Consider the following 24,171-nt stretch of genomic DNA (forward strand, 5'->3'; position numbering starts at 1 on the left):
GCCTGGGCGGTCGTCATCGGCCCCGCCTCTTGCGCGTGGCCCGCGTGGTGAGTTCCTCGTAGGCGGGCGCGTCGCCGCCCTGCACGCGCTCCCAGGCGCGGGCGAACAGGTCGGGGACCGGGAGCATGGGCACGGTGCGCAGGCGTTCGTGGATCGGGTAGAGGCCCTCCTTCCAGGTCTCCACCGGCAGCGCGGCGCCCTTCAGGTCGCGCCAGCCGCAGGGCAGGAAGAGCGTGCGCCCGGCCCGCGCCCGCTTGGCCTCGACGACGAGGTCGGTCGCGGCCAGTTCGGCGCGGACCTTCTTCAGCCGGGCGGGCTTCCAGCCGGTCCAGCGGGCGCAGTTGCGGTCCGTGGGATCGGGCAGGGCCAGCAGCTGGAGGTAGAGCGCCGCCGCATCCTCGCCCAGTCCATGGGCCGCGGCGACCTCGGCGACCAGCGCGGGCGCGCTGACCAGGGGGTCCTGGGCGTACCCGACGGGCGCCTCGGGGCCGAGGCCGGCCGCGAGGGTGCGGGCGAGGTCGCCGGCCAGGATCGTGCGCAGCGCCCGCAGCCCGGCGCCCCGCCCGGGGCCGACCAGTCCCTCCAGCAGACCGAGCACGGCGTCGTCGGGACCGGTGAGCCCGACCGGGCGGACCAGTGTGCCCTCGTTGTCGCGGTGCGACGGCCGCAGCACCAACGCCTCGCCGACACGCGTGAGTCCGTGCGCGTCGGCGCCGCCGGTGGCCGGGAGCCCGTACGCCTTGCGGATCTCGACAGCGGTCGGGCTGCCCTGCTCCGTCCACTCGACGTCCAGGTCCAGCAGCAGTTCCGGGTCGGCGATACGGCGGCGTACGGCGGCGAGGCCCTCGGGCAGGGCGGCGCGCAGCGGGTGGCCGTAGGGCAGGCCGTAGGCGAGCGAGGCAAGGGAGGCGACAGCCGACACCAGGTCCCCTCTGGCAGGGAGGGCCTCGGGATCCTCCGGGGCGAGGTTGCCGTCCTTGTCGGGCCGCAGGACCGTGGTCCGGCTGATCCAGGGAGTGCGGCCCGGGTTGAGCACGGCCTCGGCGGAGGCGCAGGGCAGACCGGCGAGGTCCGCCGTGACGTCCTCGGGCAGCCGTACGACGGACCCGAGCCGTTCGGCCCACACCCGGCCGGCGGCGTCGATGTCCGGCCCGGTCGTCCACAGTTCGGCGGGGTCGGCGGGCAGCAGCGCGCCGAGGAGCGCCCTCCGGTCCTCGGCGGACAGCGAGCCCAGCATGCCGTTGGCCTGGTCCATCTGGCGCGGCTTCAGGCCCATCAGGTCGAGCGCGTCTGCGTCGCGGCCGTGCGGCTGGGCGGCGAGCAGCACGGTGGCCTGGAGCGGCCCCAGCCCGCCGCGGGTCGCGGTGGCGAACGCGTCGACCGCCTCGGGCCACCACGGCGCGGCACCCTTGTCCCGGATCAGCCGGGCCACGGCGGCGAGCCCGTCGGCGGGGAACGCCGACCGGTGGCGGGTCTCCTGAGCCAGGGTGAAGTGGGCGATCGTGCCGAACGCGCCGGTGGGGTCGTGGTCCAGGGCGAGCCAGTGCACCTGGCCGCGGGCGGTGTCGACACGCTGACAGCCGAGGACGACGACGGTACGGCCGTCCCGGCGCAGCACCTGGCCCAGGCGCTGCTGCTTCTCCGCCGGCTCGGTCAGGACGATCTCGCGAAGGGAGTCCCCGGGCGCGGCGAGCGGTCCCTCGGCCAGTGCCTCGAACAGCAGGAGCAGCGCCTCACGTTCGGCGTCCGGCACGGTCGGCGAGGCCGCGCGGTAGGCGAGCGGCCGCAGTACGCCCAGCAGGGACGGCCAGATCGTGCCGATGCCGGGGACGCTGAGCTCGTCGCTGGTCCAGCCGTCGCCGAGCGGGGCGGGACGTCCCTGCTCGGCGGGCAACGGCTTGCCCTCCGCGGGGTGCCCGGACAGGACGTGGTTGACCGCCCTGATCTGGCGGAGCACGCTCCACCGTTGCTCGCCGTGCCAGCCGCCCCACAGGCGGGCGATGCCGGCGGTGGCCTCGCGCAGTGTCCCGTCGTCGCCGTGCTCGGGGCTGTAGTCGGCGAACATGCCCTCGGTGCGCCGCTTGTCAGACGCGGCCGGCCGGGCGGCAGGCGCCGCGAGAGCGGTGGCCCACTCGGTCAGCCGCAGCGCCGCGCGGACCAGGGAGGAGACGCCGATGAGCAGCCGCTCGTCGGTGATGTCGGGCAGAGCCGAGGCCACGGCCCGCAGGACGAACTGGTCAGCGGTCGCGACACTGACGCGCGCGGCCTCGTCAGCCGCGGCGAACTGAGCCTGACGCTCCCCCAGGGCGGCGGCGCCCGCGCGCAGGAGCTCGGCCGCGCGCTCGTCGCTCAGGGCGCGCAGCACGGCCGAGCCCCGCTCGTCGCGAGAGCGCAGGACGTGCCAGTAGGGAACCGGCGGTACGTACCGGCTGCCGGCGGCGAACTCGCTGCCCCGGTCCCCCAGCGTCACCCGGCCGAGCAGGCCGCCCTCGGAGGTGTCGTCGGCCGCGAACAGGGCGACGTGTCCGTCGAGGAGCGCGGCGACGGGCTCGGCGCCACGCGGCAGCCTCAGGGTGCCGAGCGGAATTCCGCGCGTCATGGTGACCGTACGGCCGTCGGGGGTGCCGGTGGTCGTGCGCTTCTCGTCGCCGTCCTTCTCCGTGCGCACCCAGCGCCCCAGGACGGCGCCGTCGGTGCCGAACGGGCTGTGTTCCAGACCGGGTTGCAACGGCAGGACCTCGCACACCGCGTGATGCAGCGACGCGTCCTCGTGGACGCCGGACGCCAGGAGGGCGGGCAGCGAGGCACGCCCGTGCGTACCGGTCGCCGGGTCGTACTCCAGCCACACCTGCTGCTTGCCCTGCCTGCCCTGGCGCCACAGGGTGGTGCCGTCGCCGATCACCGGGCGGCTCGGCGGCAGCACGGTGTCCCCGGCGTGCAGGGTGCGGCCGCCGGTGGCCCGGCCTCCGCCGGGCAGCGGGATCGAGGGCAGGCCGACGTGATGGCCGTACCAGTAGCCGAGTCGCTCGCCGCCGAGGGTGAACACCTCCGAGGGCCGGGCGGACCAGTATCCGAACTGCTTGCCCTCGTGCTGCCACATGACCAGCAGTTCACCGTCGGTGTAGCGGAACTGGGGGCGGCTCCAGCGGTCCAGCTCCACGGGCAGCCGCAGGTCGTGTTCGAGCAGCACCTTCTCCGGGCCGACGACGAACGCCTTGTGCCCACGGGAGACGATCAGGGCCGGCCAGGCCTCCGTGACTGTCAGGTCGTTCTGGTGACCCTTGGGGCGGGTCTCGGCGTCGAGCAGCCGCAGCGCCTCGTCGAGGGCGGACCAGCCCAGCTCGTCCATGATGCCCGCGCGCAGGGTGCGGCCGAGCAGCGGGGCGATCTCGTGGGCGGCCACCTTGGCGACGGCGTCGGCGTCGACCCGGGCCGCCAGGGGGCGGAACGGCCGCAGCCGGTCCAGGGCCGCGCGGGCGCCGGGCAGGCCGGTCGCCCGGGTGAAGTCCTCGGCCCGGTCGGCGAGCCACTCGCGCAGTACGACGCCCAGCACCGGGTGCGCGGCGAGCGTCTCCAGCAGCTCGGACGAGGCCCGGTTGCCGCCCAGGGCGCCGATCGCCTCATGGAGCAGGCGTCGCAGCCGTGGGTCGGCGGCGGTGGCCGTCAGGTCGCGGCGGCCGGGGCCGGTCTCGCGCAGCCAGCGGTCGAGGGCCAGGTGGACGGGCGTGTCCGGGTCGGGGACGGACAGCGGGATGCCCTGCGCCGCGCACAGGTCCAGCAGGTCGAGGTCGGCACCCGCGTGCCAGCGGCCGTTGAAGAGGTCGACCGTCCGGCCGTCCGCGCGCAGGCGTGGCGCCATCCGCTCGACGAGCGCGAGAGTGGCCGGGGAGCGGTCGGAGAACGAGCCGCCGTGCTTGCGGTGCGTCGCCCAGCGGCCGAGCCACTCGGCGGCGTCGACCGACTCGGCCGCCTCGGTGTCCTCGCCGGTCAGCAGGCGGTCGGCACCGGTCTCCGCCAGCAGCGCCAGCCAGAACTCGTCGTCCTCCACGTCGCGCCCCAGGCCGTTCGGCATGATCTCCAGCAGCCGCGTCCGCGCGGACGGCTGCTGTTCGGCGAGGACGGACAGCGTGGCCCGGTAGGTGTTCCAGAAGGAGGCGGGAGCGCGGACCGCGGCCGGAGAGGCGATCAGGTCGGCGACCAGGGAGCACTCCTCGGTGACCCGGGACAGTCCCGCCGCCTTGATCAGGCTCCGGGCGTCCTGCGGCAGCGAGGCGTACGGCGGCATGCCGGCCGCGCAGCGCTCCACGGTCAACTGCCGGTACTGCGCCCACGCCTCGGCCGGGTCGAGCCGGCGGGCGAGGTCCTTCACATGTTCCTTGAGGGCCTTGACCGTCAGCGCTCCCGCGAACGCGAACTCCAGGAACACCGCCCGCTGCCGGTCCTCGTCGACGGCGAGCGCGTGCACCCGCTCGGCCTCGCGCGCCTTGCCGAAGAAGGCCGAGGCGTACGTCGTGTTCTCGTGCTGGAGGAAGATGCGTGCCGCCTGCTCGTAGAAGGTCGGCAGGAAGTGCGGGACCGCGCGGCCGAGCCGCTCACCGAGGGCCTCGAAGCCCTCCTTGGCGGTGCCCGGGCGGGACTTGGCCTGGCGGGCGAGCCGTTCGACGTCCTTGACCAGGGCGAGTGCGTGATGGCCGTTGGCCGGGTCGTTGACCAGCGCCCAGGCGGGGAAGCCCAGGGTCTCCCGGCGCACCTGGCCCACCTCCGGCGCCTCCGGCTCCCGGGCGAGGCCGAGGAACTCCAGGGCGAGGTCCTCGGCCTCGCCGAGGGTGCCCGGCACGAGCCGGACGACGCTGCGGTCGTCCAGGGCGGGGTGGGTGTAGGTGCGGACGGTGAGCGTGTCGGCGTCCTCGCGCGCGGTCGTGCCCGGCGGCAGGACGGCACCGGCGTCCAGCAGCGCGGCCGCGGTGGTCTCGTCGTACGTGCTCATGCGGCCTTCTCCTCGTCCTCGACGTCGCGCCCGGCGTACAGCGCGGCCGCCATGCGCATGCCCTCCGACCAGACCACCGGCCCGACCTGACCGGGCCTCAGCGCGCGTCCCGAGCCGTCCGTGAAGGTCAGCGGGCCGGTCTCGGTCTCCATGTACGTGTCGTAGTCGCCGATCCAGACCCTGGCCTCGATCGCGCGGCCGTCCTCGCGCAGGGAGCAGACGGCGTCGCCGCCACGGACGCGGTAGCCGAGCTGGGTGGCTCTGGCCTGCAGGAAGCGCAGTTCCTTGAACGCCCCGCCCGCGTAGTCCTCGACGGCGTGGGCGTCGGAGTCGAGATCGTCGGGGCGGTGCCAGACCTCGCGGAAGAGCTGCTGGGCGCGCTGCTCCAGGCCGAGTTCGACAGCGAACTCCCGCAGCTCCTCCAGGTCGTCGAGGAGCACCGGGTGCGGGATGCGGACGAGGTCGGGGCGGATGCGCACGGTGTCGCCGTCGAGGTCCACGAGACCCAGCCCGCGGTCGAGGCCCGCGTCCCGGAGGAATCCGGCGACCTCGCCGTCGGGTCCGGTGACCACGAGATCGCGCAGCGCGCTCCGCCAGGCCGGATCCGGCCACACCCGGGCGATGACGGCGAAGGGCACCGGGAGCGAACGCACCATCCACCGCTCCACGTCGGCCAGGCACTGCCGCTCGTGCCGCTCCAGCCATTCGGCGAGCTGACGCAGTCCCACCACGGCGGGATCGTCAGCGAGCTTGACCGGTACGGACTTCAGCCGCCGGCCCGCCGCATTGCGGCAGACCACTTTCCCGGCGTCCAGCGCGACCTCGTAGTCGCCGGCCGTCACCCACCCCACACGTGCCTCCCGCACTTCAGTGATCAAGTGACGGGAACTCTAGGGCAGGGCACTGACAACGCCCTCCGCAACCTCGTACTACCCCTTCCCTCCGGCCGCACCTGACGTGATGTGTGTCTCAGGGGCAACCCCGTCCCCGCGGTCGACGTCTTGACCGACAACAGACGACGCCCCGGCCCTTGAGCCAGGGCTACTTTTTCAACGCTCTATACACACTATGTATACACATCGTGTATACGCGCGAGGTATACCTGGTGTGGCAGACGGATCGAAAGGCATCGATGTACGGCAAGGCATTCGCCCCGGAGTACCAAGGCACGCTGACCACCCTGTCCGTCAACTCCTCGCTGACCGACGTCCTGGCCGCCGGTACCGAGCAGTTGGAGGCGGCCGAGCGGGCCGGGAAGCCCGGTGAGGCGGCGCGTTCCGGACTCGCGGTGGCCGAGGCGCACCGTCGGCTCGGCCGCGTCGAGGAGGCGGACCGGGCGTGGAAGGCGAGTTACCGCGCAGCACGGGAGGCCGGGGACGTCGCCGCGATGGCCTGGGCGCTGTGGAGCGGCGGCACCCTCGCCCGCCAGCGCGGGGCGTTCGCCCTCGCCCGGCGGCTGCTCGGGCTCGCGGCCGACCTCGGCGAGCGCGGCGGCGACATCGTCGTCCGGGGCTACTCGCTGGCAGGGCTGGCCGAGACGGGCCGTATCCAGGGCGACTACGAGGCCGTGGGCAGACTGCACGAGCAACTGCTGGCCGAGGCCCGGCGTCGCGGCGAAGCACGACACACGGTGTGGGCACTGGAGGGCATCGCGCAGATGCACCGCAACACCGGCGGCTACGACACCGCGTACGGCCTGTTCGAAGAGGCGGCCCGCATCGCCGAGGCCGCCGACGACCGGCGCGGCCACGCCTGGGCACTGCGCGGGCTCGCCGACGTGGTGTCCGTACGTGACGGGGACACCGAGCGTGCACTGGCCCTGCTGTCCGAGGCCGAGACGACGTGCCGGGCGATGAAGCTGTCCAGCGCTCTGGCCTACAACCACAAGATGCGCGGCAACGTGCTGTACCGCGCCGGTCGTTACGCCGAGGCTCGCGCGCTGTACGAGCAGGCGCTGGCGGAGTTCCGCGCCATGCGCGAGCCCCGCGGGGAGGCCCTGTCACGGCTGGGTCTGGCCAAGTCACTGGCCCAACTGGGCCGTGACCGGGCAGAGACCGCCGCCGAACTCGCCGATCTGGCATCGACGTTGGGCCGCATCGGCCTCAAGCATGCCCGGGAGATGGTCGCCCGGGCGCAGAAGGAGTTCGGGTTGGGCGCGGACGGTGACGGAACGAAGGACATGGGCACGACGGCGGACGGAGACGAAGCAGGACACGCGCGTAGAGCGGCGGACGGAGACGAAGCCGGACACGCGGGCACGGCAGCGGACGGAGACGAAGCACGACCCGCGCGTACGGCGACGCACGAAAGCGAAACACGACCCGCGGCTAGGGCAGCGGACCGAGGCGCGGTGACCGATGCCCGTGCGGCGTCGCACGGCGGCGCTACAGCGGACGCCTGCGCAGCCGCCGGTATACCGGCGGACACCGACACGCCCATCACCGCCCACTCCCCCGCGATGGTCTCGCGGTGACGGCGACGTCCTCCACGGCACCGACGGCCTCCACGGCACCGGCCGACGCTCCCGCCGTCCTGGACCGCTGCCGGGCGCTGGTGCGGCCCGCGCTGGCCTCGGCTGTCGCTGAACTGCACCCATGGGTCGGCGAGATGGCCGCGTACTCACTCGGCTGGTGCGAGGTGGGCGGTGCTCCGGCGCCGGCGCCCGGCGGCAAAGGCGTACGGCAGGCATTGGCCGTGCTGGGGGCCGAGGCCGCCGGTGCGCCCGGGCGAGCCGGAGTCGCCGCCGCCGTAGCGGTGGAACTGGTGCACGCCTTCTCCCTACTGCACGACGACATCATGGACGGCGACGCCGTCCGACGACGCCGCCCGGCCGTGTGGAAGGCCTACGGCACCGGACCCGCGATCCTCGCCGGTGACGCCCTGTTCGCTCTGGCCGTCGAGACGCTCGCCGCGCAGCCGGGCGGTGCCGGCGCGGTGCGGAGGCTGTCCGTGGCGCTGAACGACCTGGTACGCGGGCAGGCCGACGACCTGCTGTTCGCCGCGCGCCCGTGGACGGGCCCGGACAGGGTGACACCCGCCGAGTACCGGGCCATGGCCGAGCACAAGACCGGGGCGCTGCTGGGCTGTTCCGCCGCGCTGGGCGCGGTGCTCGGCGGTACGGCCCCCGGTACGGCCGCCGCGCTGGACCGGGCGGGGCGGCACCTCGGGGTCGCCTTCCAGATCGTCGACGACGTGCTGGGGATCTGGGGTGATCCAGCGGTCACCGGGAAGCCCGTCCACGGTGACCTGCGGGAACGCAAGAAGACGTTCCCCGTGCTGGTGGCACTCGGGTCTCCCGCGGCCGGGCGCCTCGCTCCGCTCCTCGACAGCGATCCGCGGGGTGCCGCGGCGCTGATCGAGGAGGCGGGCGGGCGGTCGGCGGCGCTGGCCGAGGCGCGGCGGCATCTCACCGCTGCGGAGTCGGCCCTCGCCGAGGTGCCGCTGCGGACGACGGCGGTCGACGAGCTGCGGTCTCTGCTCGGCTTCTTCGTCAGCCGGGAGCTGTGACGCCGGCGCCGGGGACGGTCGTACGCCTTGGGCACGATGCCCAGGATCGTGAAGCCGCCATGAAACGGGGGTCGGCAACGCCCCCGCCGCACCGCCCACGTCTACCTACCCACAGCCGCCGCTCCGAACGCACAGGGCGCATCACCCGCCCACCCCGAGCATCAGGCCGAGACCGGAGACCAGTGCGAAGACCAGCACGAACAGGCGCATCTTCCGGGCGTCCAGACGGTGGTGCACCAGGCGGCTGAGCCACGCGCCGACGGCGATCGCCGGGAGCAGGACGGCAGCCTGGCCGAGCTCCGCGACCTGCGCCTTCCCGGTACCGAACAGCAGGAGAAGGGAGGCGACTTCACCGACTAGGAAGCACGCGGCGACGGTCGAGCGCAGTTCGGCGGGCGGCCGGTGCTGGTAGACCAGCGCGAGCGGAGGCCCGCCGACACCGGTCGCGGTCTCCGTCAGCCCGGTCACCGCGCCCGCGCCGACGTAGGCGGCCCGGCCGGGCGTGAACGCGGGCGCGGCCAGACTCACGACGGCCGCGAGCACAGTGGCGACACCCACGAACACACCCAGGCTGCGTTCCGGGATGAGCCAGAGCAGTGCCAGTCCTGCCGGGGTGGCCGCGAGGCGCGCCCCGGTGATCCAGCCCGCGCCCCGCAGGTCGAGCGAGGCCCGCTCCCGCCAGGCGACGTAGAGGTTGAGCGGGATCATCGCGGCGAGGACGAAGACCGGGACCAGCCGGGGGTCGAGCATCCCGGCCACGGGCGCGACGATCAGCGCGAAGCCGAGTCCGCTGCTGCCCTGGACGAACGCGGCCACGGCCACCGTGACGGCGAGGACGGTCAGCATGTCCGAGGTCACTGCGGCGTGCTCCACTCTCGTGCCTGCTGCAACGCCCTTGCCGCCGTGGAGGTGGGATGCGCCCGGGAGACGTCCGCTCTGCCGACGGCGGCGCGGGCCAGTTCGGCCGCACGCCGCACCAGTGCGGGCCCGTCCCAGTCGGTCGGCGCGCCCTGCCACAGGCGCAGGCGTCCGGCGACGAAGACGGCGGTGATCTGGTCCCGGTTACCGCGCCGTACGAGTTCCCAGGGCAGGTCCCAGGAGAGCGCGAGTTCAGGGGTGTCGACGTCGACGAGGAGGAAGTCGGCCGCCATGCCCTGGGCGATGGTGCCGGTGCGGGCGCCCAGGCCGACGGCGTCCGCTCCACCGTGGTGGGCGTGCTCCAGCCATGTCCAGCCGGCACCGCACGAGGAGTCGCCGGTGCCGAGGCCGTACGCCAGCCGCTGCGCGAACTCGGCGGCCTCCGCGAGCCGGAAGCCGTCGCCGCGGGTGCCGTCGGTACCGAGGCCGAAGCGGATGCCGCGTTCGGCCATGGCGACCGCGGGCGCGACGGCGTTGCCCTTCCACGCGCTGGCGACGGGGTTGTAGCTGACGGCGGTTCCGGTGTCGGCGAGCAGGGTCAGCTCGTGCGGGGTGAGGAGCGTGGCGTGCGCGGCGAGCAGCTGGGGGCCGAGTGCGCCGATGCGGTGCAGGTGTTCCAGAGGCCGCAACCCGTGCCGGACCAGGGATCGTTCCACGCCTGCGAGGTGTTCGTTGACATGGATCTGTACGACGGCGCCGGCCTCGGCGGCCAGCCGGGCGGTGGCGCGCAGTGTTCCTTCGGTGGCCGCCTCGGGGATGGAGACGGCCAGGGAGGAGTGGACGAGCGGGTCGTCGGCGTACCGGGCGAGGTGCTTCTCGGCCTGCTCCAGCACGGCGGGCTGATCCGCCTCGCCCTCGGCGTCGTTGCAGACGAGGCCCAGGACGCAGCGGATTCCGGCGTCGCGTGCCGCCGAGGCGACCACGTCGACGTCCACGTCGGCACGGGTTCCGGCGTCGGCGACGGTGGTGAAGCCGCCGCGCAGCGCTTCGAGTGCGGCCAGCTTGGCCGCTGTGTAGGCCGACTCCTCGTCGAGCGCGCCCTCCAGGGGCACCCAGACCCGGCGGAATATCTCCGAGGGTTCGCCGAAGGCGAGTGCGGCGCCGAAGCTCTGGGTGAGGTGGTGGTGGGCGTCGACGAAGCCGGGCATCAGCAGATGGCCGGGCAGCCGTGCGGGCGTCAACTGCGGGTGTGCGTGCCTGAGTTCGTGCGCCGGTCCGACGGCCTCGAAGCGGCCGTCGTCGATCACCACAGCCCAGCCGTCGGCGGGACCTTCGGGGAGCAGGACCGCGTCCGGTTCGAGGAGGAGGGGACCGGGTGCGGCGAGGGAATCGCGGTCGGGGTGGTTCATCGGTTGCTTCCTGTGCGTACGGTGGTCAGGCGGGCGGCGATGCCCGGCCGGACGTGGTGGAAAAGGATGTTGAGGACGGCGGCGACGAACGCGCCGACGGCGACGCCGCTTTCCAGCAGGATGCGGACGTTCGCGGGGAAGTGGCCGTACACGCCGGGGATCAGGATCGGCAAGAGCCCCAGAGCGAGGGCGACGGCGCAGATGAACGTGCTGGTGTGCTGGTCGAGGTCGGAGCGGCCGAGCATCTGGATGCCGAGCACGGTGATGACGGCGAAGACGACCATGGCGGTGCCGCCGATGACCGCGGAGGGGATCAGGCTGATCGCCTCGGTGACCGGGGCGAGGAACCCGATGACGATCAGCACGACACCGGCCGCCGCGGTGACGAACCGGCTGCGGACGCCGGTGACCCGGACGATGCCGATGTTCTCCCCGCTGGTGACCATGAGCGGCAGGCCGAAGAAGCCTCCGAAGAGGGAGGTGAGGGCGTCACCGCGGACGGTCTTCGGCACGTCGGTCCGCTTGTCGATGTCCTTGCCGACGGCCTCGGCGTTGATGACGGTCTGGCCGGTGGCCTCGGCCATGGAGGCCAGGCTGTAGAGCATCAGCGGCAGCGCGGCGAGGAGGTTGAACTGGGGTGAGCCGAAGGGCAGCAGCTGCGGCAGGCTGACCAGTCCTCCGCCGGTGCCCGCGGTGTCGATCGCGCCGAGCGCGGCGGCGAGCGCGGTGCCGGCGAGCAGGCCGAGCATCACGGCGAGCTGGCGCAGGATCCCGGCGAAGAGCAGGTAGAAGACGACGGTGAACCCGATGGTCGCCATGCCGAGCCCGAGGTTGAGGGGATCCGCGAAGCCGGGCGTGCCGGGGCGTCCGGTGACGAGGATCGCGCCGACCTTCACCAGGTTGACACCGACGATGACGATCATCGTGCCGATGACCAGGGCGGGGAAGAACTTGAGCAGACGCGAGAAGACCGGCAGCACGACGAAGTAGAACGCCGCCGTCAGGATCACCGCTCCGCTGGCGGTGCGCAGTCCGTGCTGTTCCGCGATCGCGAGGAACAGGATGAGGGGCGCCCCGCCCGGCAGCATCACGAACGGCAGCCGCGGCCCGAACTTCCAGGGACCGAGCGACTGGATCAGCGATCCGACGCCGGACAGCACGAAGGCGGCGGAGAGAAGCTCGACGGTCAGCTCGTTGCCGAGCCCGAGCGTGGCGCTCATCAGGAAGATCGCCGAGATGGGCGTGGCGGCCATGACGAGGACGTGCTGGATTCCGAAGAGCAGGATCTTCAGGACCGGGCGCGATTCGTCCACGGGGTGGGTTCCGGGCCGGGCGCCGCCCTCGGAGGGCGAGTGGGTCTCGTCGGCGGGGGCGGTTTCGCCCTCCTCGCGCGTGACCACCGTACGGCCGGGGGCGGGGAGTTGTCCGGCTTCGGGCCGGCTCTGGCGGGGACTGGACACGGTCGGGCTCCGTTCGGGCGTCGGGAACGCTCGGAATTTCAGCCGCGATCTGGCCCCGGACGGTGAGCCAAATCGATTTGGCCAAATCGATTTGGCCGCCAGTATGTGAGGCTGTGGGCGCACCGTCAAGGGTCGCCGCACCGGATAGGGAACAAGGCTGTGATCACTGGGACCGAGATCGGCGAAGATGGTGGGATCAACCGTTCCTGTCCGCGAGGAGTGTCCGAGCACATGGCTACGTCCGCCTCCGGTCGGAAACCGCCGACGATCGCTGATGTCGCACGCGTCGCCGGGGTTTCCCGCACGACCGTGTCGCACGCCCTCAACGGGCTCGGCAAGGTCGACCCCCGCACGCGCGAGCGCATCAGGCAGGTCGCGTCAGAGCTCGGCTACCGCCCCAACCTGCGGGCGCAGCGGCTGCGGCGCGGGGAGGCGAAGGCGATCGCTCTGGTCTCCTCGATGCCGTTCGCCGTGGCCGGTGGCCCGTCCCGGCTCGGGTTCTACATGGAGGTCGCGGCCGCCGCGGCGGAGAGCGCCCTGTCGCACGACTACGCGCTCGTGCTCGTCCCGCCCGTGCAGTCGGGCTCGGCGCTGTACTCCCTCGACATCGACGGGGCCATCGTGGTCGAGCCGGACGTCGAGGACGCGGCGGCGGCCCAGCTGCGCGAACGCGGACTGCCGTATGTGACGCTCGGCCGGCCGGTGTCGCCGAAGGAGGACGCCCCGTACGTCGATCTGCGCGGCAGGCTGGTCGCCGAGCTGCTGCTGCGGCACCTGCACGAGCAGGGCGCCGTCCGGCCGGCCCTGATGGTGGGCGCCGGCTCCCGGCACTCGTCGGTGGACGCGGTCGCCGCGTACGAGGGCCTGGCCGAGGAGTACGGCTGGACGCCGCTCGTGGTGAGAGTGCCGGAGTCGGGTGGTGAGCAGGCGGGGTACGAGCGATGTGCCGCCCTGCTCGCGGAACATCCCGACGTCGACGCGGTGTGTGCGCTGGTGGACGCCTTCGCGGTGGGTGCGGTGCGGGCGATACGGGAGAGCGGGCGTGCCGTACCCGACGACGTCCTGGTCGTCACGCGCTACGACGGCCTGCGCGCCCGCACCTGCCAGCCGCCGCTGACGGCGGTCGACCTGCACCTGGACCGGGTGGCGTCCGAAGCGGTGGAACTGCTGCTGGGGCAGCTGCGCGGGGACACCGCCACGCCGCCGGCGGCGGTGTCCCTCGAGCCACGGGTGATCCCTCGCGCCTCCTCCGTCCGGGCGGACCGGGCCTGAGCCGGGCCCGCCGAGTTGTCCGCGGTCGGCGCCCCGCGCGAGCAGAGCAGTCGCCGGATCCGTGATGAGTGGCACCCGGTGCGGTCTGTTCCTCAGGAGCCGTCACTCCCCCGCCCCCGCCAACCGCCTCCCCACCCGCGCGGCCGTCTCCCGCAGCCAGATGTGGGCGGCGTCATGGGTGTGGACCGGATGCCACCACAGGGCCTCACGCAGCGGGACCGCCTCGTAGGGCGGTTCGAGGACGCGGACGGCGGCGAGTGGTGCGACGAGGTGGGCGAGGCGGGCCTGGACGAGGGCGATGCGCCGGGTGCCGGCGACGAGCAGGGGCAGCAGCTGGAAGCTGTCGACGGAGACCTCGACGCGCGGTTCGATGCCGAGCATGCCGAGCTGGCGGACGGCCGGGGCGTCGTAGGTGCGCTGGTAGGTGACCCAGGGCAGCCGGGCGAGGTCGTGGCGGGTGAGCCGGTCGTGGACGCTGGGGTGGTCGTCGGCGACGAGGAAGACCCAGCGGTCGTCGTAGAGGTCGGTGGCGGGGAAGTCGCTGATGACGCCGTGCGGCATGAGCAGGCCGTCGGTGGCGCTGAGCAGGGTGGCCGTGTCGTCGACGACGGTCGCCGGGGTCTGGGTGAAGCGCAGCCGGATGCCGGGGGCCTCCTCGTGGACGACACGGGCGAACTCGGCACCGAAGACGGCGACGGCGTAGTCGGACGCGATCAGGCGGAACTCGCGGCTCTCCTTGGCGGGGTCGAAGTCGGCCTGGCTGGCGAAGAGGCGCTCCAGCACGTCGTAGGCGGTGGCGGTGCGGTCGAGGAGGACCTGGCCGAGGGCGGTCAGCTCGTAGTGGCCGCCGACGCGGGCGAGCAGGTCGTCGTCGAAGTGGCGGCGCAGCCGGGCGAGGGCGGCGCTCATCGCCGGCTGGCTGAGGCCGACCCGCTGCCCGGCGCGGGTGACGTTGCGCTCCTCCAGCAGGGCCCGCAGGGCGACGACGAGGTTGAGATCGAGCCGGGTCAGATTCACGGGACTTCTCCTTGCTCCAGGCCTCCCACCTGCAGTGAATAAACCACATGGATGACGATCATCCACACAATCTATTTCCCTGATCCCGGGGGCCGGGTCCAGATTAGTGCCACCGCAATCAGGAGGACATGTCCGTGAAACCTGAACCCGTGTCCGCGCTCTTCGCCGGACCCTTCGCCCTCGCGACGCTCTCGGCCCCGGACGGGCCCGCTTTCCCCGCTCTGGTCACCCCGGACGCCCAGGTGCTCGACCTGCGCACCGCCCTCGGCGCGTCGCGGGCCACCACCCGCACGCTGCTGGACGAGTGGGAGACGGTCCTCCCGCGGTTGCGGGCGCTGGCCGACGACCGGGGTGGGGACCTGAGGCCCCTCGCGGACTTCCGGGTGCACGCTCCGGTGGAGCCGCGTCAGGTCTTCCAGTCGGGGGCGAACTACCGGCAGCACGTCATCGACCTGCACGTCGCGCATCGCGCCCCCGGTGACGACCGGCCCGAGGGTGAGCGGCGCGCGGAGGCTGCCGAGATCATGGACCGCCGGGCGGCCGAGGACCTGCCGTACGTCTTCCTCGGCCTGCCGAGCGCGATCACCGGCCCCTACGACGACGTGGTGCTGCCCGCGTGGGCCGAACAGCCGGACTGGGAGCTGGAGTTGGCTGCCGTGATCGGCCGTCCCGCCCACCGCCTCTCCGTCGAGGACGCGCTGGAGTACGTCGCCGGGTACACGATCGCCAACGACCTCACCGACCGCGCCACCGTCTTCCGCCGGGACATGCCGCAGATCGGCACCGACTGGCTGCGCAGCAAGAACGCGCCCGGCTTCACGCCGCTCGGCCCGTGGATCGTGCCCGCCGAGTCGGTCGTGAACCCCGACGACCTGCGGGTCACACTGAAGCTGAACGGCGAGACCATGCAGGACGAGTCCACCAAGGACATGATCTTCAAGGTCGCCCGCATGGTGTCCTACGCCTCCCAGACCGCGCAGCTCCTGCCCGGCGACCTGGTGCTGACGGGTTCCCCCGCCGGCAACGGCATGCACTGGGGCCGGCTGCTGCGCGACGGAGACGTGATGGAGGGCTCGATCACCGGCCTCGGCGTCCAGCGCACCCGGTGTGTCGCCGAGGACGCCTCATGAACCGCCACGACCCCGAGGGGGCGATCGCCGAGGCCGCCAAGGCGTACTCGAACTGGGGGCGTTGGGGCGAGGACGACCGCCTCGGCACTCTCAACTTCCTGGACGAGGCGGGGCGCCGTGAGGGCGCGGCCCTGGTGCGGCGGGGCGTCAGTTTCTCGCTGTCGCAGCGGTTCGACATGAACGGCCCGCAGAAGGGCTGGCGGCGGCGCACCAACCCGGTGCACACCATGCTCGACACGGGCGTGGACGCCGCGCTCGGTCACCAGGGGTTCCCGCACGGGCTCGGCGGCGCCGACGACGTCATCGCGATGCCGTTGCAGTGCTCCACCCAGTGGGACGGGCTGGGGCACATCTTCGACCACGGCATCGCCTGGAACGGCCGGCCGGCCCAGCAGGTCGTCACGTCCGAGGGCGACCTGGTCACCGGCATCGAGCACATGGCGCCGTATGTCGCCGGGCGCGGCGTACTGCTGGACGTGGGACGCGTGATCGGCGAGAACGGCGAGCTGCCCGACGGGTTCGCGGTCACCGAGGAGCACCTGAAGGCGACGGCCGAGGCGCACGGCGTGCGCGTGGGCCGCGGGGACATCGTGGTCGTCCGCACCGGACAGCTCACGCGTGTGCGCCGCGAGGGCTGGGGCGACTACGCCGGCGGTCCCGCGCCCGGACTGTCCTTCTCCACGGCCGGCTGGCTGCACGGATCGGAGATCGCCGCGATCGCCACCGACACCTGGGGGTTCGAGGTGCGGCCGAACGAGTTCGAGCATGCCTTCCAGCCCCTGCACCAGGTCGCCATCCCGCACATCGGCCTGCTGATCGGCGAGATGTGGGACCCGGACGCCCTCGCCGAGGACTGCGCGGCCGACGGCGTGTACGCGTTCTGGCTCACCGCCGCTCCCCTGCCCATCACCGGAGCGGTCGGCTCCCCCGTCAACCCGATCGCCGTCAAGTGACCGGCGGAACGAAGGAGTTCCCCTCATGAGCACATCCCGAACGGTCCTGGTCGTCGGCGGTGGCGCGGCGGGCAACGCCGTCACCGTCCTGCTGCGCCGGGCCGGTCTGGCCGTCGACCTGATCGAGGCGAAGGACGACTGGAACGCCACCGCCGGCTCCGGCATCACCCTCCAGGGCAACGCCCTGCGCGTGCTGCGCGAACTCGGCGTGTGGGAGCAGGTGAAGGAGTCCGGCTTCGCCTTCGGCTCGGTCGGCATCACCGCCCCCGACGGCACCGTCCTGCATGTCGCCCGGGACCTGCGCACCGGCGGCGACGACCTGCCCGCCACCGTCGGCATGCAACGCCCCCGGCTCCAGCGGATCCTCATCGACGCCGTCCGCGCGAGCGGTGCGACGGTGCGGCTGGGCACCACCGCCGAGACCCTGGACCAGGACGCGGACGGCGTGACCGTACGCTTCTCCGACGGCACCGAGGGCCGCTACGACCTGGTGGTCGCCGCCGACGGACTGGGCTCGGCCACCCGCGCCGCCATCGGCATCCCGGACAGACCTGAGCCCACCGGCATGGCCATCTGGCGCATCGCCGCCCCCCGCCCGGCCGGAGTCGTCCGCACCGACCTCACCTACGGCGGCCCCGCCTACATCGCCGGGTACTGCCCCACCAGCGACGCCACCCTGTACGCGTACGTGGTCGAGGCCAACCGGGACCGTGCCTCGATCCCTCCGGAGACGTACGCCGACGAGATGTGGCGGCTCGCCTCCGCGTACGGCGGGTTCTGGAAGGAGATCGCCGAGCACATCACCGACCCGGCGCAGGTCAACTACACCTGGTTCGACCGGCTGTTGGTGGAGGGCTCCTGGCATCGCGGCCGGGTGGTCCTCGCAGGCGACGCCGCCCACTGCTGTCCGCCCACCCTCGCCCAGGGCGCCGCGCTGTCGCTGGAGGACGCGTGGGTGCTCGCCCAGATGCTCACCGGCGCGGACACCTGGGACGACGCGCTGCTCCAGGCGTACTACGAGCGGCGCATCGCCCGCGTCCGCCCGGTCGTCGAGGCGTCGGTGCAGCTCGGGCAGTGGCAGCTCGACGGGGTGCGGGACGCCGACGTCCCCGGCCTGATGGGGCGCACCATGACGATGCTCCGGGAGCTGCCGTGACCACGCCCACCGTCGACGTGCACGCCCATGTGCTGCTGCCCGAGGTCGACGCGCTCGTGGCCGGGCTGCCCGGCCGTACGGCGGCGAGGGAGCTGGACGCCCGGCGCAACGGCCCGGCGGCCCTCGCCGTCAACGGACCGATGGTGCGCGAGCGCGTCCCGCGGCTGACGGACGTCGCCGTGCGTCTGGCGGCGATGGACGCCCAGGGCGTGGACGTACAACTGGTCAGCCCCTCCCCCTCGCACTACCACTACTGGGCGGACCAGGAGACGGCCGAGAAGGTGTACCGGCTGGCCAACGAGGCGACGGCCGCGCACTGTTCGGCCGCTCCCGAGCGGCTGCGCGGACTCGGACTGGTCCCGCTCCAGCACCCGGAGCAGGCGGTGCTCGCTCTGGATCACGCGCTGGAACAGGGCCTGACCGGCGTGGAGATCTCCACCCACGCCCCGGGACGCGAGCTGTCCGATCCGGCCTACGAGCGCTTCTGGTCACGCGCCGAGGACACGGGCGCCCTCGTCTTCCTGCACCCCTTCGGGTGCACGCTCGACGAGCGGCTGGACCAGTGGTACCTGTCCAACACTGTCGGGCAGCCCGCCGAGAACGCCGTCGCGCTCTCCCATCTGATCTTCTCCGGTGTGCTGGACCGGCATCCCGGCCTGAGGGTGATCGCGGCGCACGGCGGCGGTTACCTTCCCACCCACATCGGCCGCTCGGACCACGCCTGGCGGGTCCGTCCCGACGCCCAGGGCTGCGCCCATCCGCCCAGCAGCTACCTGAAGCGGCTGTACTTCGACTCCCTCGTCCACGACCCGCACGTGCTGCGGGAGTTGGTCCGCGTCGCGGGCGCCGACCGCATACTTCTCGGTTCCGACTTCCCCTTCGACATGGGCACCGAGGACCCGCTCGCGGACCTGCGCGCGGCCGGTCTGTCCGACACCGACCTCGAAGCCGTACGCGGCGGCAACGCCTCCGCCCTTCTCTTCACGGAGTGATCTCATGCGTCTGCTCACCCACCTGCGGCACGTCGACCTCGCCGTGCCCGACTACGACAAGCAGCTCGACTTCTACTCCGGCGTCTGGGGACTGACCAAGGTCGCCGAGGACTCCGGCATCTCCTTCCTGGCCGCCGAGGGCAGCCCGGAACAGTACGTCGTACGCCTGCGCAAGGCGGAGGAGAAGCGCCTCGACCTCGTCTCGTACGGGGCCGCGAGCGCGGCCGACGTCGACACGCTCGCCGAGCAACTCCTCGCCCAGGACGTCCAGTTGATCTCCCGGCCGGGGAAGGTCGACACTCCCGGCGGCGGCTACGGCTTCCGCTTCTTCGACGTGGACGGCCGCACCATCGAGGTCTCCGCCGACGTCGAGGTGCGCCGGCATCGCAAGATCGAGGAGAAGGAGTCGATCCCGGTCAAGCTGAGTCACGTCGTCCTCAACTCCCCCGACCTGAACCGGACTCGGGAGTGGTACGAGCGCCACCTCGGCTTCCGTCTCTCCGACACGCTCAGCTCGCCGCACATGGGCGAGGTCATGCACTTCATGCGGATCAGCAACCAGCACCACTCCATGGCCATCGCGCAGGGACCGCACACCTCCCTGCACCACGTCTCCTTCGAGATGCGCGGCATCGACGAGTACATGCGCGGCTCCGGCCGGGTGATGCGGGCGGGCTTCCGCAAGGTCTGGGGGCCGGGCCGGCACATGGCGGGCGACAACACCTTCACCTACTTCCTCGACCCGCACGGCAACACCGTCGAGTACACCACCGAGCTGGAGTGCCTGGACGAGGACACCTGGCACCCGCACGTCTACGACTTCTCCCAGCCGGAGGTCACCGACCAGTGGGGCACGGCGAACCCCATGAACGAGCTGGTGGCGAAGGAGTCCTTCAACGACCCCGACCGGGGCGTCTTCGTCGCTCCGCCCGTCTGATCCTCCGTCCCCGATCTCCTCCCTCACCAGGAGCCCCCATGCGCTTCGCCGCCTACGAGCACCACCACCGCCACCGGGTGGCCGTCCTGGAGGACGACGGCACCCTGTACCCGCTGCCCGGCGTCACCTCGCTCACCGCGCTGCTCCAGGAGACCGGCGGCCTGTCCGGGCTGCTCGCCGCCGGCGCGGCGGCCCTCGACGTTCCGCCCGGCCCGCACGTCTCCCAGATCCGTCTGCTGCCTCCTCTCCAGCCCGTCTCGGTACGGGACTTCGTGACGTTCGAGGAGCACGTCGAAGGGGTCCGCAGATCGGTGCAGGGCACGACCGGCGTGCCCGAGCAGTGGTACGCGGCGCCGACCTTCTACTTCACCAACCCGCACGCCGTCTACGGTCCTCAGGACGCGATCCCGGTGCCGCCCGGCTCGGCCGTGCTCGACTTCGAGCTGGAGGTGGCCGCCGTCATCGGCCGCGAGGGCCGGGACCTCACTCCCGCGCAGGCCCGCGACCACATCGTCGGCTACACCGTGTTCAACGACTGGTCCGCGCGCGATCTGCAGGGCGCGGAGATGCAGGTGGGCCTCGGCCCCTGCAAGGGCAAGGACACCGCCACCACCCTCGGCCCGTACCTGGTCACCGCCGACGAGCTGGAGCCCCACCGGGACGCCGACGGCTTCCTGCGCCTGGCGCTGCGGGCCGAGATCAACGGCGAGACGGTCGGCGAGGACCTCCTGTCCAACATGAGCTGGACCTTCGAGGAGATGACCGCCTACGCCTCCCGCGGCACGCGCGTCGTGCCGGGTGACGTCCTCGGCTCGGGCACCTGCGGCAACGGCGGCTGCCTCGCCGAACTGTGGGGCCTGCGCGGCGAACGGACCCCGCCGCCGCTCGCGCCCGGCGACACCGTCTCCCTCACCGTCGAGGGCCTCGGCACCCTCATCAACACCGTCGTGCCCGGCGCGGAACCCGTGCCCCTGCCTGCCGGCCGGCGCCGCACCCGGGAGCGGCCGTGAGCGGCCTGCACCCCAAGAGGCTCCTGGGCAAAGTCGTCGTCGTCACGGGTGCGGCCCGGGGCCAGGGCGCCGCCGAGGCCGGGGCCCTGACCCGGGAGGGCGCCCGCGTCGTCGCCACCGACGTCGCACCCGCGGACGGCTGCCGCCGCCTCGACGTCACCCGCGACGAGGAGTGGGCCGCCCTCGCCGCCGAACTGCGGGAGACGTACGGGCAGGTGCACGGCCTGGTGAACAACGCGGGCATCACCTGGCGCGCCCGCGTCGGCGAGGTCCGCCCCGAGGACATGGCGCGCGTCCACGCGGTCAACGTCACCGGCCCGCTGCTGGGCATCCAGCACCTCGCGCCCCTCATGCCGGCCGGCGCCTCGGTCGTGAACGTCGGCTCCTCGGCGGGACTCACCGCCCACTACCCGGTCGCCTACACGACCAGCAAGTGGGCGCTGCGGGGCCTGTCGAAGACGGCCGCGCTGGAACTGGGCCCGCACGGCATCCGCGTCAACACGATCCACCCCGGCTACATCGAGACCGAGATGACCGCCTCCGCCGCCCCCGCCTTCCGTGAGGCCAACGTCCGGGAGACCCCGCTCGGCCGCGTCGGCACCGTCGACGAGGTCACTGCGCTGGTCGTGTTCCTGCTGTCGGAGGAGTCGTCGTTCATCACCGGCGCGGAGATCCCCGTCGACGGCGGGCTCACCGCCCACGGCGGTGTGAAGTCCGTTTCCGACGCCCTGCGTACGGGGGCGTCGTGAAGCGGCTCGAAGGCGAGGTCGCCCACCTCCTGGTCGACGGCGGACGGTCCACCGTCGTGCCCGGTGCCTGCCCCTGACATCGCTCGTGGAAAGGAACACACCCATCGTGGACAAAGTCATCGGCAGCGCCGCCGAGGCGGTGGCCGACATCCCCGTCGGCGCCTCGCTGGCCGTCGGCGGATTCGGCCTCAGCGGCGTCCCTGAGGTCCTGATCCGCGCCCTGTACGACCAGGGAGCGAGCGGTCTGAAGGTTGTCTCCAACAACTGCGGCGTCGACGGCCGGGGGCTGGGCGTGCTGCTCGCGGCCGGCCGGATCGCCCGGGTGACCGGCTCCTACGTGGGCGAGAACAAGGAGTTCGCCCGCCAGTACCTCGCCGGTGAGCTGGAGGTCGAGCTGGTGCCCCAGGGCACGCTCGCCGAACGGCTGCGGGCGGGCGGCGCGGGAATCCCCGCCTTCTACACACCGGCCGGCGTCGGCACCCAGGTGGCGGACGGCGGCCTGCCCTGGCGCTACGCCGACGACGGCTCGGTGGCGCTCGCCTCGCCGCCGAAGGAGACGCGCACCTTCGGCGCGAGCGCCTACGTCCTGGAGCATGCCATCGCGACCGACTACGCCCTCGTACGGGCCTGGCGCGGCGACCGCCACGGCAATCTCCGCTTCCGCAAGGCAGCCGCCAACTTCAACCCCCTGGCCGCCACGGCGGGCAGGGTGACGATCGCCGAGGTCGAGGAACTGGTCGAGCCCGGTGAACTCGACCCGGACGAGATCCACCTGCCCGGCGTCTATGTACAGCGCGTCGTCTCCCTCACCCGTGAGCAGGCCGCCGACAAGCAGATCGAGAAGAGGACCGTACGCGCATGAGCTGGACCCGCGACCAGATGGCCGCCCGCGCCGCCGCCGAACTCACCGACGGCTCCTACGTCAACCTCGGCATCGGCCTGCCCACCCTGATCCCCGGCCACCTCCCGCCCGGCGTCCACGTCGTGCTGCATTCCGAGAACGGCATCCTCGGCACCGGCCCCTACCCCACCGAGACGGAGGTCGACCCGGACCTGATCAATGCCGGCAAGGAGACGGTCACCGTCCTGCCGGGCGCCGCCTTCTTCGACTCCGCCCTCTCCTTCGGCATGATCCGCGGCGGGCACATCGACACCGCCGTGCTCGGCGCCATGCAGGTGTCGGCGTCGGGCGACCTGGCCAACTGGATGATCCCCGGCAAGATGGTGAAAGGCATGGGCGGTGCGATGGACCTCGTGCACGGGGCCCGCCGCGTCATCGTCCTCATGGAGCACACCGCCAAGGACGGCAGCCCGAAGATCGTCGAGGAGTGCACGCTCCCCCTCACCGGCGAGCGCTGCGTCCACCGGATCATCACCGACCTCTGCGTCCTCGACGTCACGGACGACGGCCTCACCCTCGTCGAAACCGCCCCCGGAGTCACCGTAGAAGAGGTGACGGCTCGCACCGACGCTCCCCTCGGGCCCGTTCTCAGCGGGCCGCCGGGCCAGTGGTGAAGAACTCGACCATCCGCTGCAGGCCGTTCTCGCCGAACATCGTCTCCAGGCTGCCGGCGGACTCGGCGGCGGACGCCTCGCTCCGCGGGAACAGCGCCTCTTCGTAGGCGGCCAGGGCGGCCTCGGTGTCGCCGGGGTGGGCGGCGACGGCCTGGGCGAGTTCGGCTCCGTCGAGCATGGCGAGGTTGGCGCCTTCACCGGCGAAAGGGGACATCAGGTGGGCGGCGTCGCCCAGCAGGGTCACGCCCGGGACGCGGTCCCAGCGGTGGCCGACGGGCAGGGCGTGGATGCGGCGCGGGGTGATCGTGTCCGCGTCGGCGACGAGGCCGCGCAGGCCCTCGTCCCAGCCTTCGAAGTGGGCGAGGACCGCGGCCTTGGCGGTGGCGGGGTCGCTGAAGTCGATCGTGTCGAGCCAGCCCTCGTCGGCCCGGAGAGCGGTGTAGACGTGCAGGCTGCCGTCGGATTCGCGGTGGGCGAGGAAGCCGCGCTCGTCGTGGAGGCTGATGAAGAACCCGCCGCCGACGAAGGCCGCGCTGCGCGGGTGGCGGGTGTCGGCCTCGTACAGGTCGGTCTCGGCGAAGGAGATCCCGGTGTAGGCGGGCTCGGCGTCCGAGAGGAGCGGCCGGATGCGGGACCAGGCGCCGTCCGCGCCGATCAGGAGGTCGGTCGTGACGGCCGAGCCGTCGGCGAACGTCACCTCATGGCGTCCGTCGCCCAGCGGCCGGGCGCCGGTCACCTTCCGGCCCCAGCGGACCGTTCCGTCGGGCAGGGAGCCCAGCAGCAGGTCCCGCAGGTCACCGCGGTCCACCTCGGGCCGGTCGCCGGCACCGTCGTCCTCGGCGGACACATGCACCGTGCCGTCCGGGCCGAGCAGGCGCATGGCCTGGCCGCCCTCGTGGACGAGCGCGCGGAAGCCGTCGTAGAGGCCGGCGGCGTGCAGGGCCTTCTGGCCGTTCTCCGCATGGATGTCGAGCATTCCGCCCTGGGTACGGGCCTCGGGTGATGCCTCCCGTTCGAAGACGGCCGGCTCGATGCCGTTGATGTGCAGGACACGAGCTGCGGTCAGGCCGCCGAGGCCTGCGCCGATGATCGCGACGGGGTGGTGGGTGCTCATCCGACTTCTCCGATGCATGAGGGATTCCGGGCCGGCACATCCACCGTAACGAACATGTTCGTCGCGAACAAGTTCGCCGATGGATGTCGTAGCTTTCATCGGCGA

18 protein-coding genes and 1 pseudogene are annotated in these 24,171 nt (G+C 72.7%); 12 read left to right on the forward strand and 7 right to left on the reverse strand.

The genetic code is table 11. The features are described 5' to 3' along the window. Nucleotides 1-13: 13 nt before the first annotated feature. Both ACIQ6Y_RS20685 and ACIQ6Y_RS20690 read right to left on the reverse strand, forming a co-directional pair. The gene (locus ACIQ6Y_RS20685; protein ID WP_404040829.1) at nt 14-4,987 is read right to left on the reverse strand and encodes a hypothetical protein; all 4,974 of its coding nucleotides are present in this window, start codon (nt 4,985-4,987) and stop codon (nt 14-16) included. Then, nucleotides 4,984-5,838, reverse strand: coding sequence for a DUF4132 domain-containing protein (locus ACIQ6Y_RS20690; protein WP_404041537.1), 855 nt, complete (start codon nt 5,836-5,838; stop codon nt 4,984-4,986). The genes ACIQ6Y_RS20685 and ACIQ6Y_RS20690 overlap by 4 nt, the downstream gene beginning before the upstream one ends. 281 nt (nt 5,839-6,119) lie before the next feature. Here ACIQ6Y_RS20690 and ACIQ6Y_RS20695 point away from each other — a divergent pair. Further along, nucleotides 6,120-7,148 (forward strand): annotated as a pseudogene (locus tag ACIQ6Y_RS20695) (tetratricopeptide repeat protein); the annotation flags it as partial. Nucleotides 7,149-7,456: 308 nt separating this feature from the next. Then, nucleotides 7,457-8,494: a polyprenyl synthetase family protein gene (locus ACIQ6Y_RS20700; protein WP_404040832.1), complete on the forward strand. Its 1,038-nt coding sequence runs from the start codon at nt 7,457-7,459 to the stop codon at nt 8,492-8,494. A gap of 141 nt (nt 8,495-8,635) precedes the next feature. On the opposite strand, the gene ACIQ6Y_RS20705 is transcribed toward ACIQ6Y_RS20700, so the two are convergent. The 3 genes from ACIQ6Y_RS20705 to ACIQ6Y_RS20715 are packed head-to-tail and all read right to left on the reverse strand — an operon-like array spanning nt 8,636 to nt 12,074. Further along, the gene (locus ACIQ6Y_RS20705) at nt 8,636-9,340 is read right to left on the reverse strand and encodes a sulfite exporter TauE/SafE family protein (RefSeq protein WP_404041539.1); all 705 of its coding nucleotides are present in this window, start codon (nt 9,338-9,340) and stop codon (nt 8,636-8,638) included. 8 nt (nt 9,341-9,348) lie between these two features. After that, a complete protein-coding gene (locus ACIQ6Y_RS20710; protein WP_404040834.1) occupies nt 9,349-10,761 on the reverse strand; it encodes an amidohydrolase family protein in 1,413 nt (470 codons plus the stop codon). After that, on the reverse strand, nt 10,758-12,074 hold the full coding sequence (locus tag ACIQ6Y_RS20715; protein ID WP_404041541.1) for a uracil-xanthine permease family protein: 1,317 nt from the start codon (nt 12,072-12,074) through the stop codon (nt 10,758-10,760). The genes ACIQ6Y_RS20710 and ACIQ6Y_RS20715 overlap by 4 nt, the downstream gene beginning before the upstream one ends. 378 nt (nt 12,075-12,452) lie before the next feature. Here ACIQ6Y_RS20715 and ACIQ6Y_RS20720 point away from each other — a divergent pair, with 378 nt between their 5' ends. After that, entirely contained in the window at nt 12,453-13,493 is a 1,041-nt protein-coding gene (locus tag ACIQ6Y_RS20720; RefSeq protein ID WP_404040836.1) for a substrate-binding domain-containing protein, read from the forward strand. A gap of 102 nt (nt 13,494-13,595) precedes the next feature. On the opposite strand, the gene ACIQ6Y_RS20725 is transcribed toward ACIQ6Y_RS20720, so the two are convergent. After that, a complete protein-coding gene (locus tag ACIQ6Y_RS20725) occupies nt 13,596-14,510 on the reverse strand; it encodes a LysR family transcriptional regulator (protein WP_404040839.1) in 915 nt (304 codons plus the stop codon). A gap of 128 nt (nt 14,511-14,638) precedes the next feature. On the opposite strand from ACIQ6Y_RS20725, the gene ACIQ6Y_RS20730 reads away from it, so the two are divergent. From ACIQ6Y_RS20730 to ACIQ6Y_RS20770, 9 genes are all read left to right on the forward strand, one after another. Continuing rightward, nucleotides 14,639-15,640, forward strand: a complete 1,002-nt coding sequence (locus ACIQ6Y_RS20730) for a fumarylacetoacetate hydrolase family protein (protein WP_404040843.1) — start codon at nt 14,639-14,641, stop codon at nt 15,638-15,640. Then, nucleotides 15,637-16,593, forward strand: a complete 957-nt coding sequence (locus tag ACIQ6Y_RS20735) for a cyclase family protein (protein WP_404040846.1) — start codon at nt 15,637-15,639, stop codon at nt 16,591-16,593. The genes ACIQ6Y_RS20730 and ACIQ6Y_RS20735 overlap by 4 nt, the downstream gene beginning before the upstream one ends. 25 nt (nt 16,594-16,618) lie before the next feature. Next, entirely contained in the window at nt 16,619-17,749 is a 1,131-nt protein-coding gene (locus tag ACIQ6Y_RS20740) for an FAD-dependent oxidoreductase (protein ID WP_404040849.1), read from the forward strand. Beyond that, entirely contained in the window at nt 17,746-18,741 is a 996-nt protein-coding gene (locus ACIQ6Y_RS20745) for an amidohydrolase family protein (RefSeq protein ID WP_404040852.1), read from the forward strand. The genes ACIQ6Y_RS20740 and ACIQ6Y_RS20745 overlap by 4 nt, the downstream gene beginning before the upstream one ends. A 4-nt stretch (nt 18,742-18,745) precedes the next feature. Next, a complete protein-coding gene (locus tag ACIQ6Y_RS20750) occupies nt 18,746-19,678 on the forward strand; it encodes a VOC family protein (RefSeq protein WP_404040855.1) in 933 nt (310 codons plus the stop codon). A gap of 38 nt (nt 19,679-19,716) precedes the next feature. Then, nucleotides 19,717-20,688, forward strand: coding sequence for a fumarylacetoacetate hydrolase family protein (locus ACIQ6Y_RS20755; protein ID WP_404040858.1), 972 nt, complete (start codon nt 19,717-19,719; stop codon nt 20,686-20,688). Continuing rightward, nucleotides 20,685-21,437, forward strand: coding sequence for an SDR family NAD(P)-dependent oxidoreductase (locus ACIQ6Y_RS20760; RefSeq protein WP_404040861.1), 753 nt, complete (start codon nt 20,685-20,687; stop codon nt 21,435-21,437). Before ACIQ6Y_RS20755 ends, ACIQ6Y_RS20760 begins: the two co-directional genes overlap by 4 nt. Nucleotides 21,438-21,543: 106 nt before the next feature. After that, entirely contained in the window at nt 21,544-22,299 is a 756-nt protein-coding gene (locus tag ACIQ6Y_RS20765; protein WP_404040864.1) for a CoA transferase subunit A, read from the forward strand. Then, nucleotides 22,296-22,952, forward strand: coding sequence for a CoA transferase subunit B (locus ACIQ6Y_RS20770; protein WP_404040867.1), 657 nt, complete (start codon nt 22,296-22,298; stop codon nt 22,950-22,952). The genes ACIQ6Y_RS20765 and ACIQ6Y_RS20770 overlap by 4 nt, the downstream gene beginning before the upstream one ends. Here the strand turns inward: ACIQ6Y_RS20770 and ACIQ6Y_RS20775 are convergent. Then, entirely contained in the window at nt 22,927-24,066 is a 1,140-nt protein-coding gene (locus ACIQ6Y_RS20775; protein ID WP_404040869.1) for an FAD-dependent oxidoreductase, read from the reverse strand. The genes ACIQ6Y_RS20770 and ACIQ6Y_RS20775 overlap by 26 nt on opposite strands. Nucleotides 24,067-24,171: the final 105 nt, after the last annotated feature.

Origin of the sequence: Streptomyces sp. NPDC096205, from assembly GCF_044763135.1 — a bacterium.
Classification (GTDB): Bacteria; Actinomycetota; Actinomycetes; order Streptomycetales; family Streptomycetaceae; genus Streptomyces.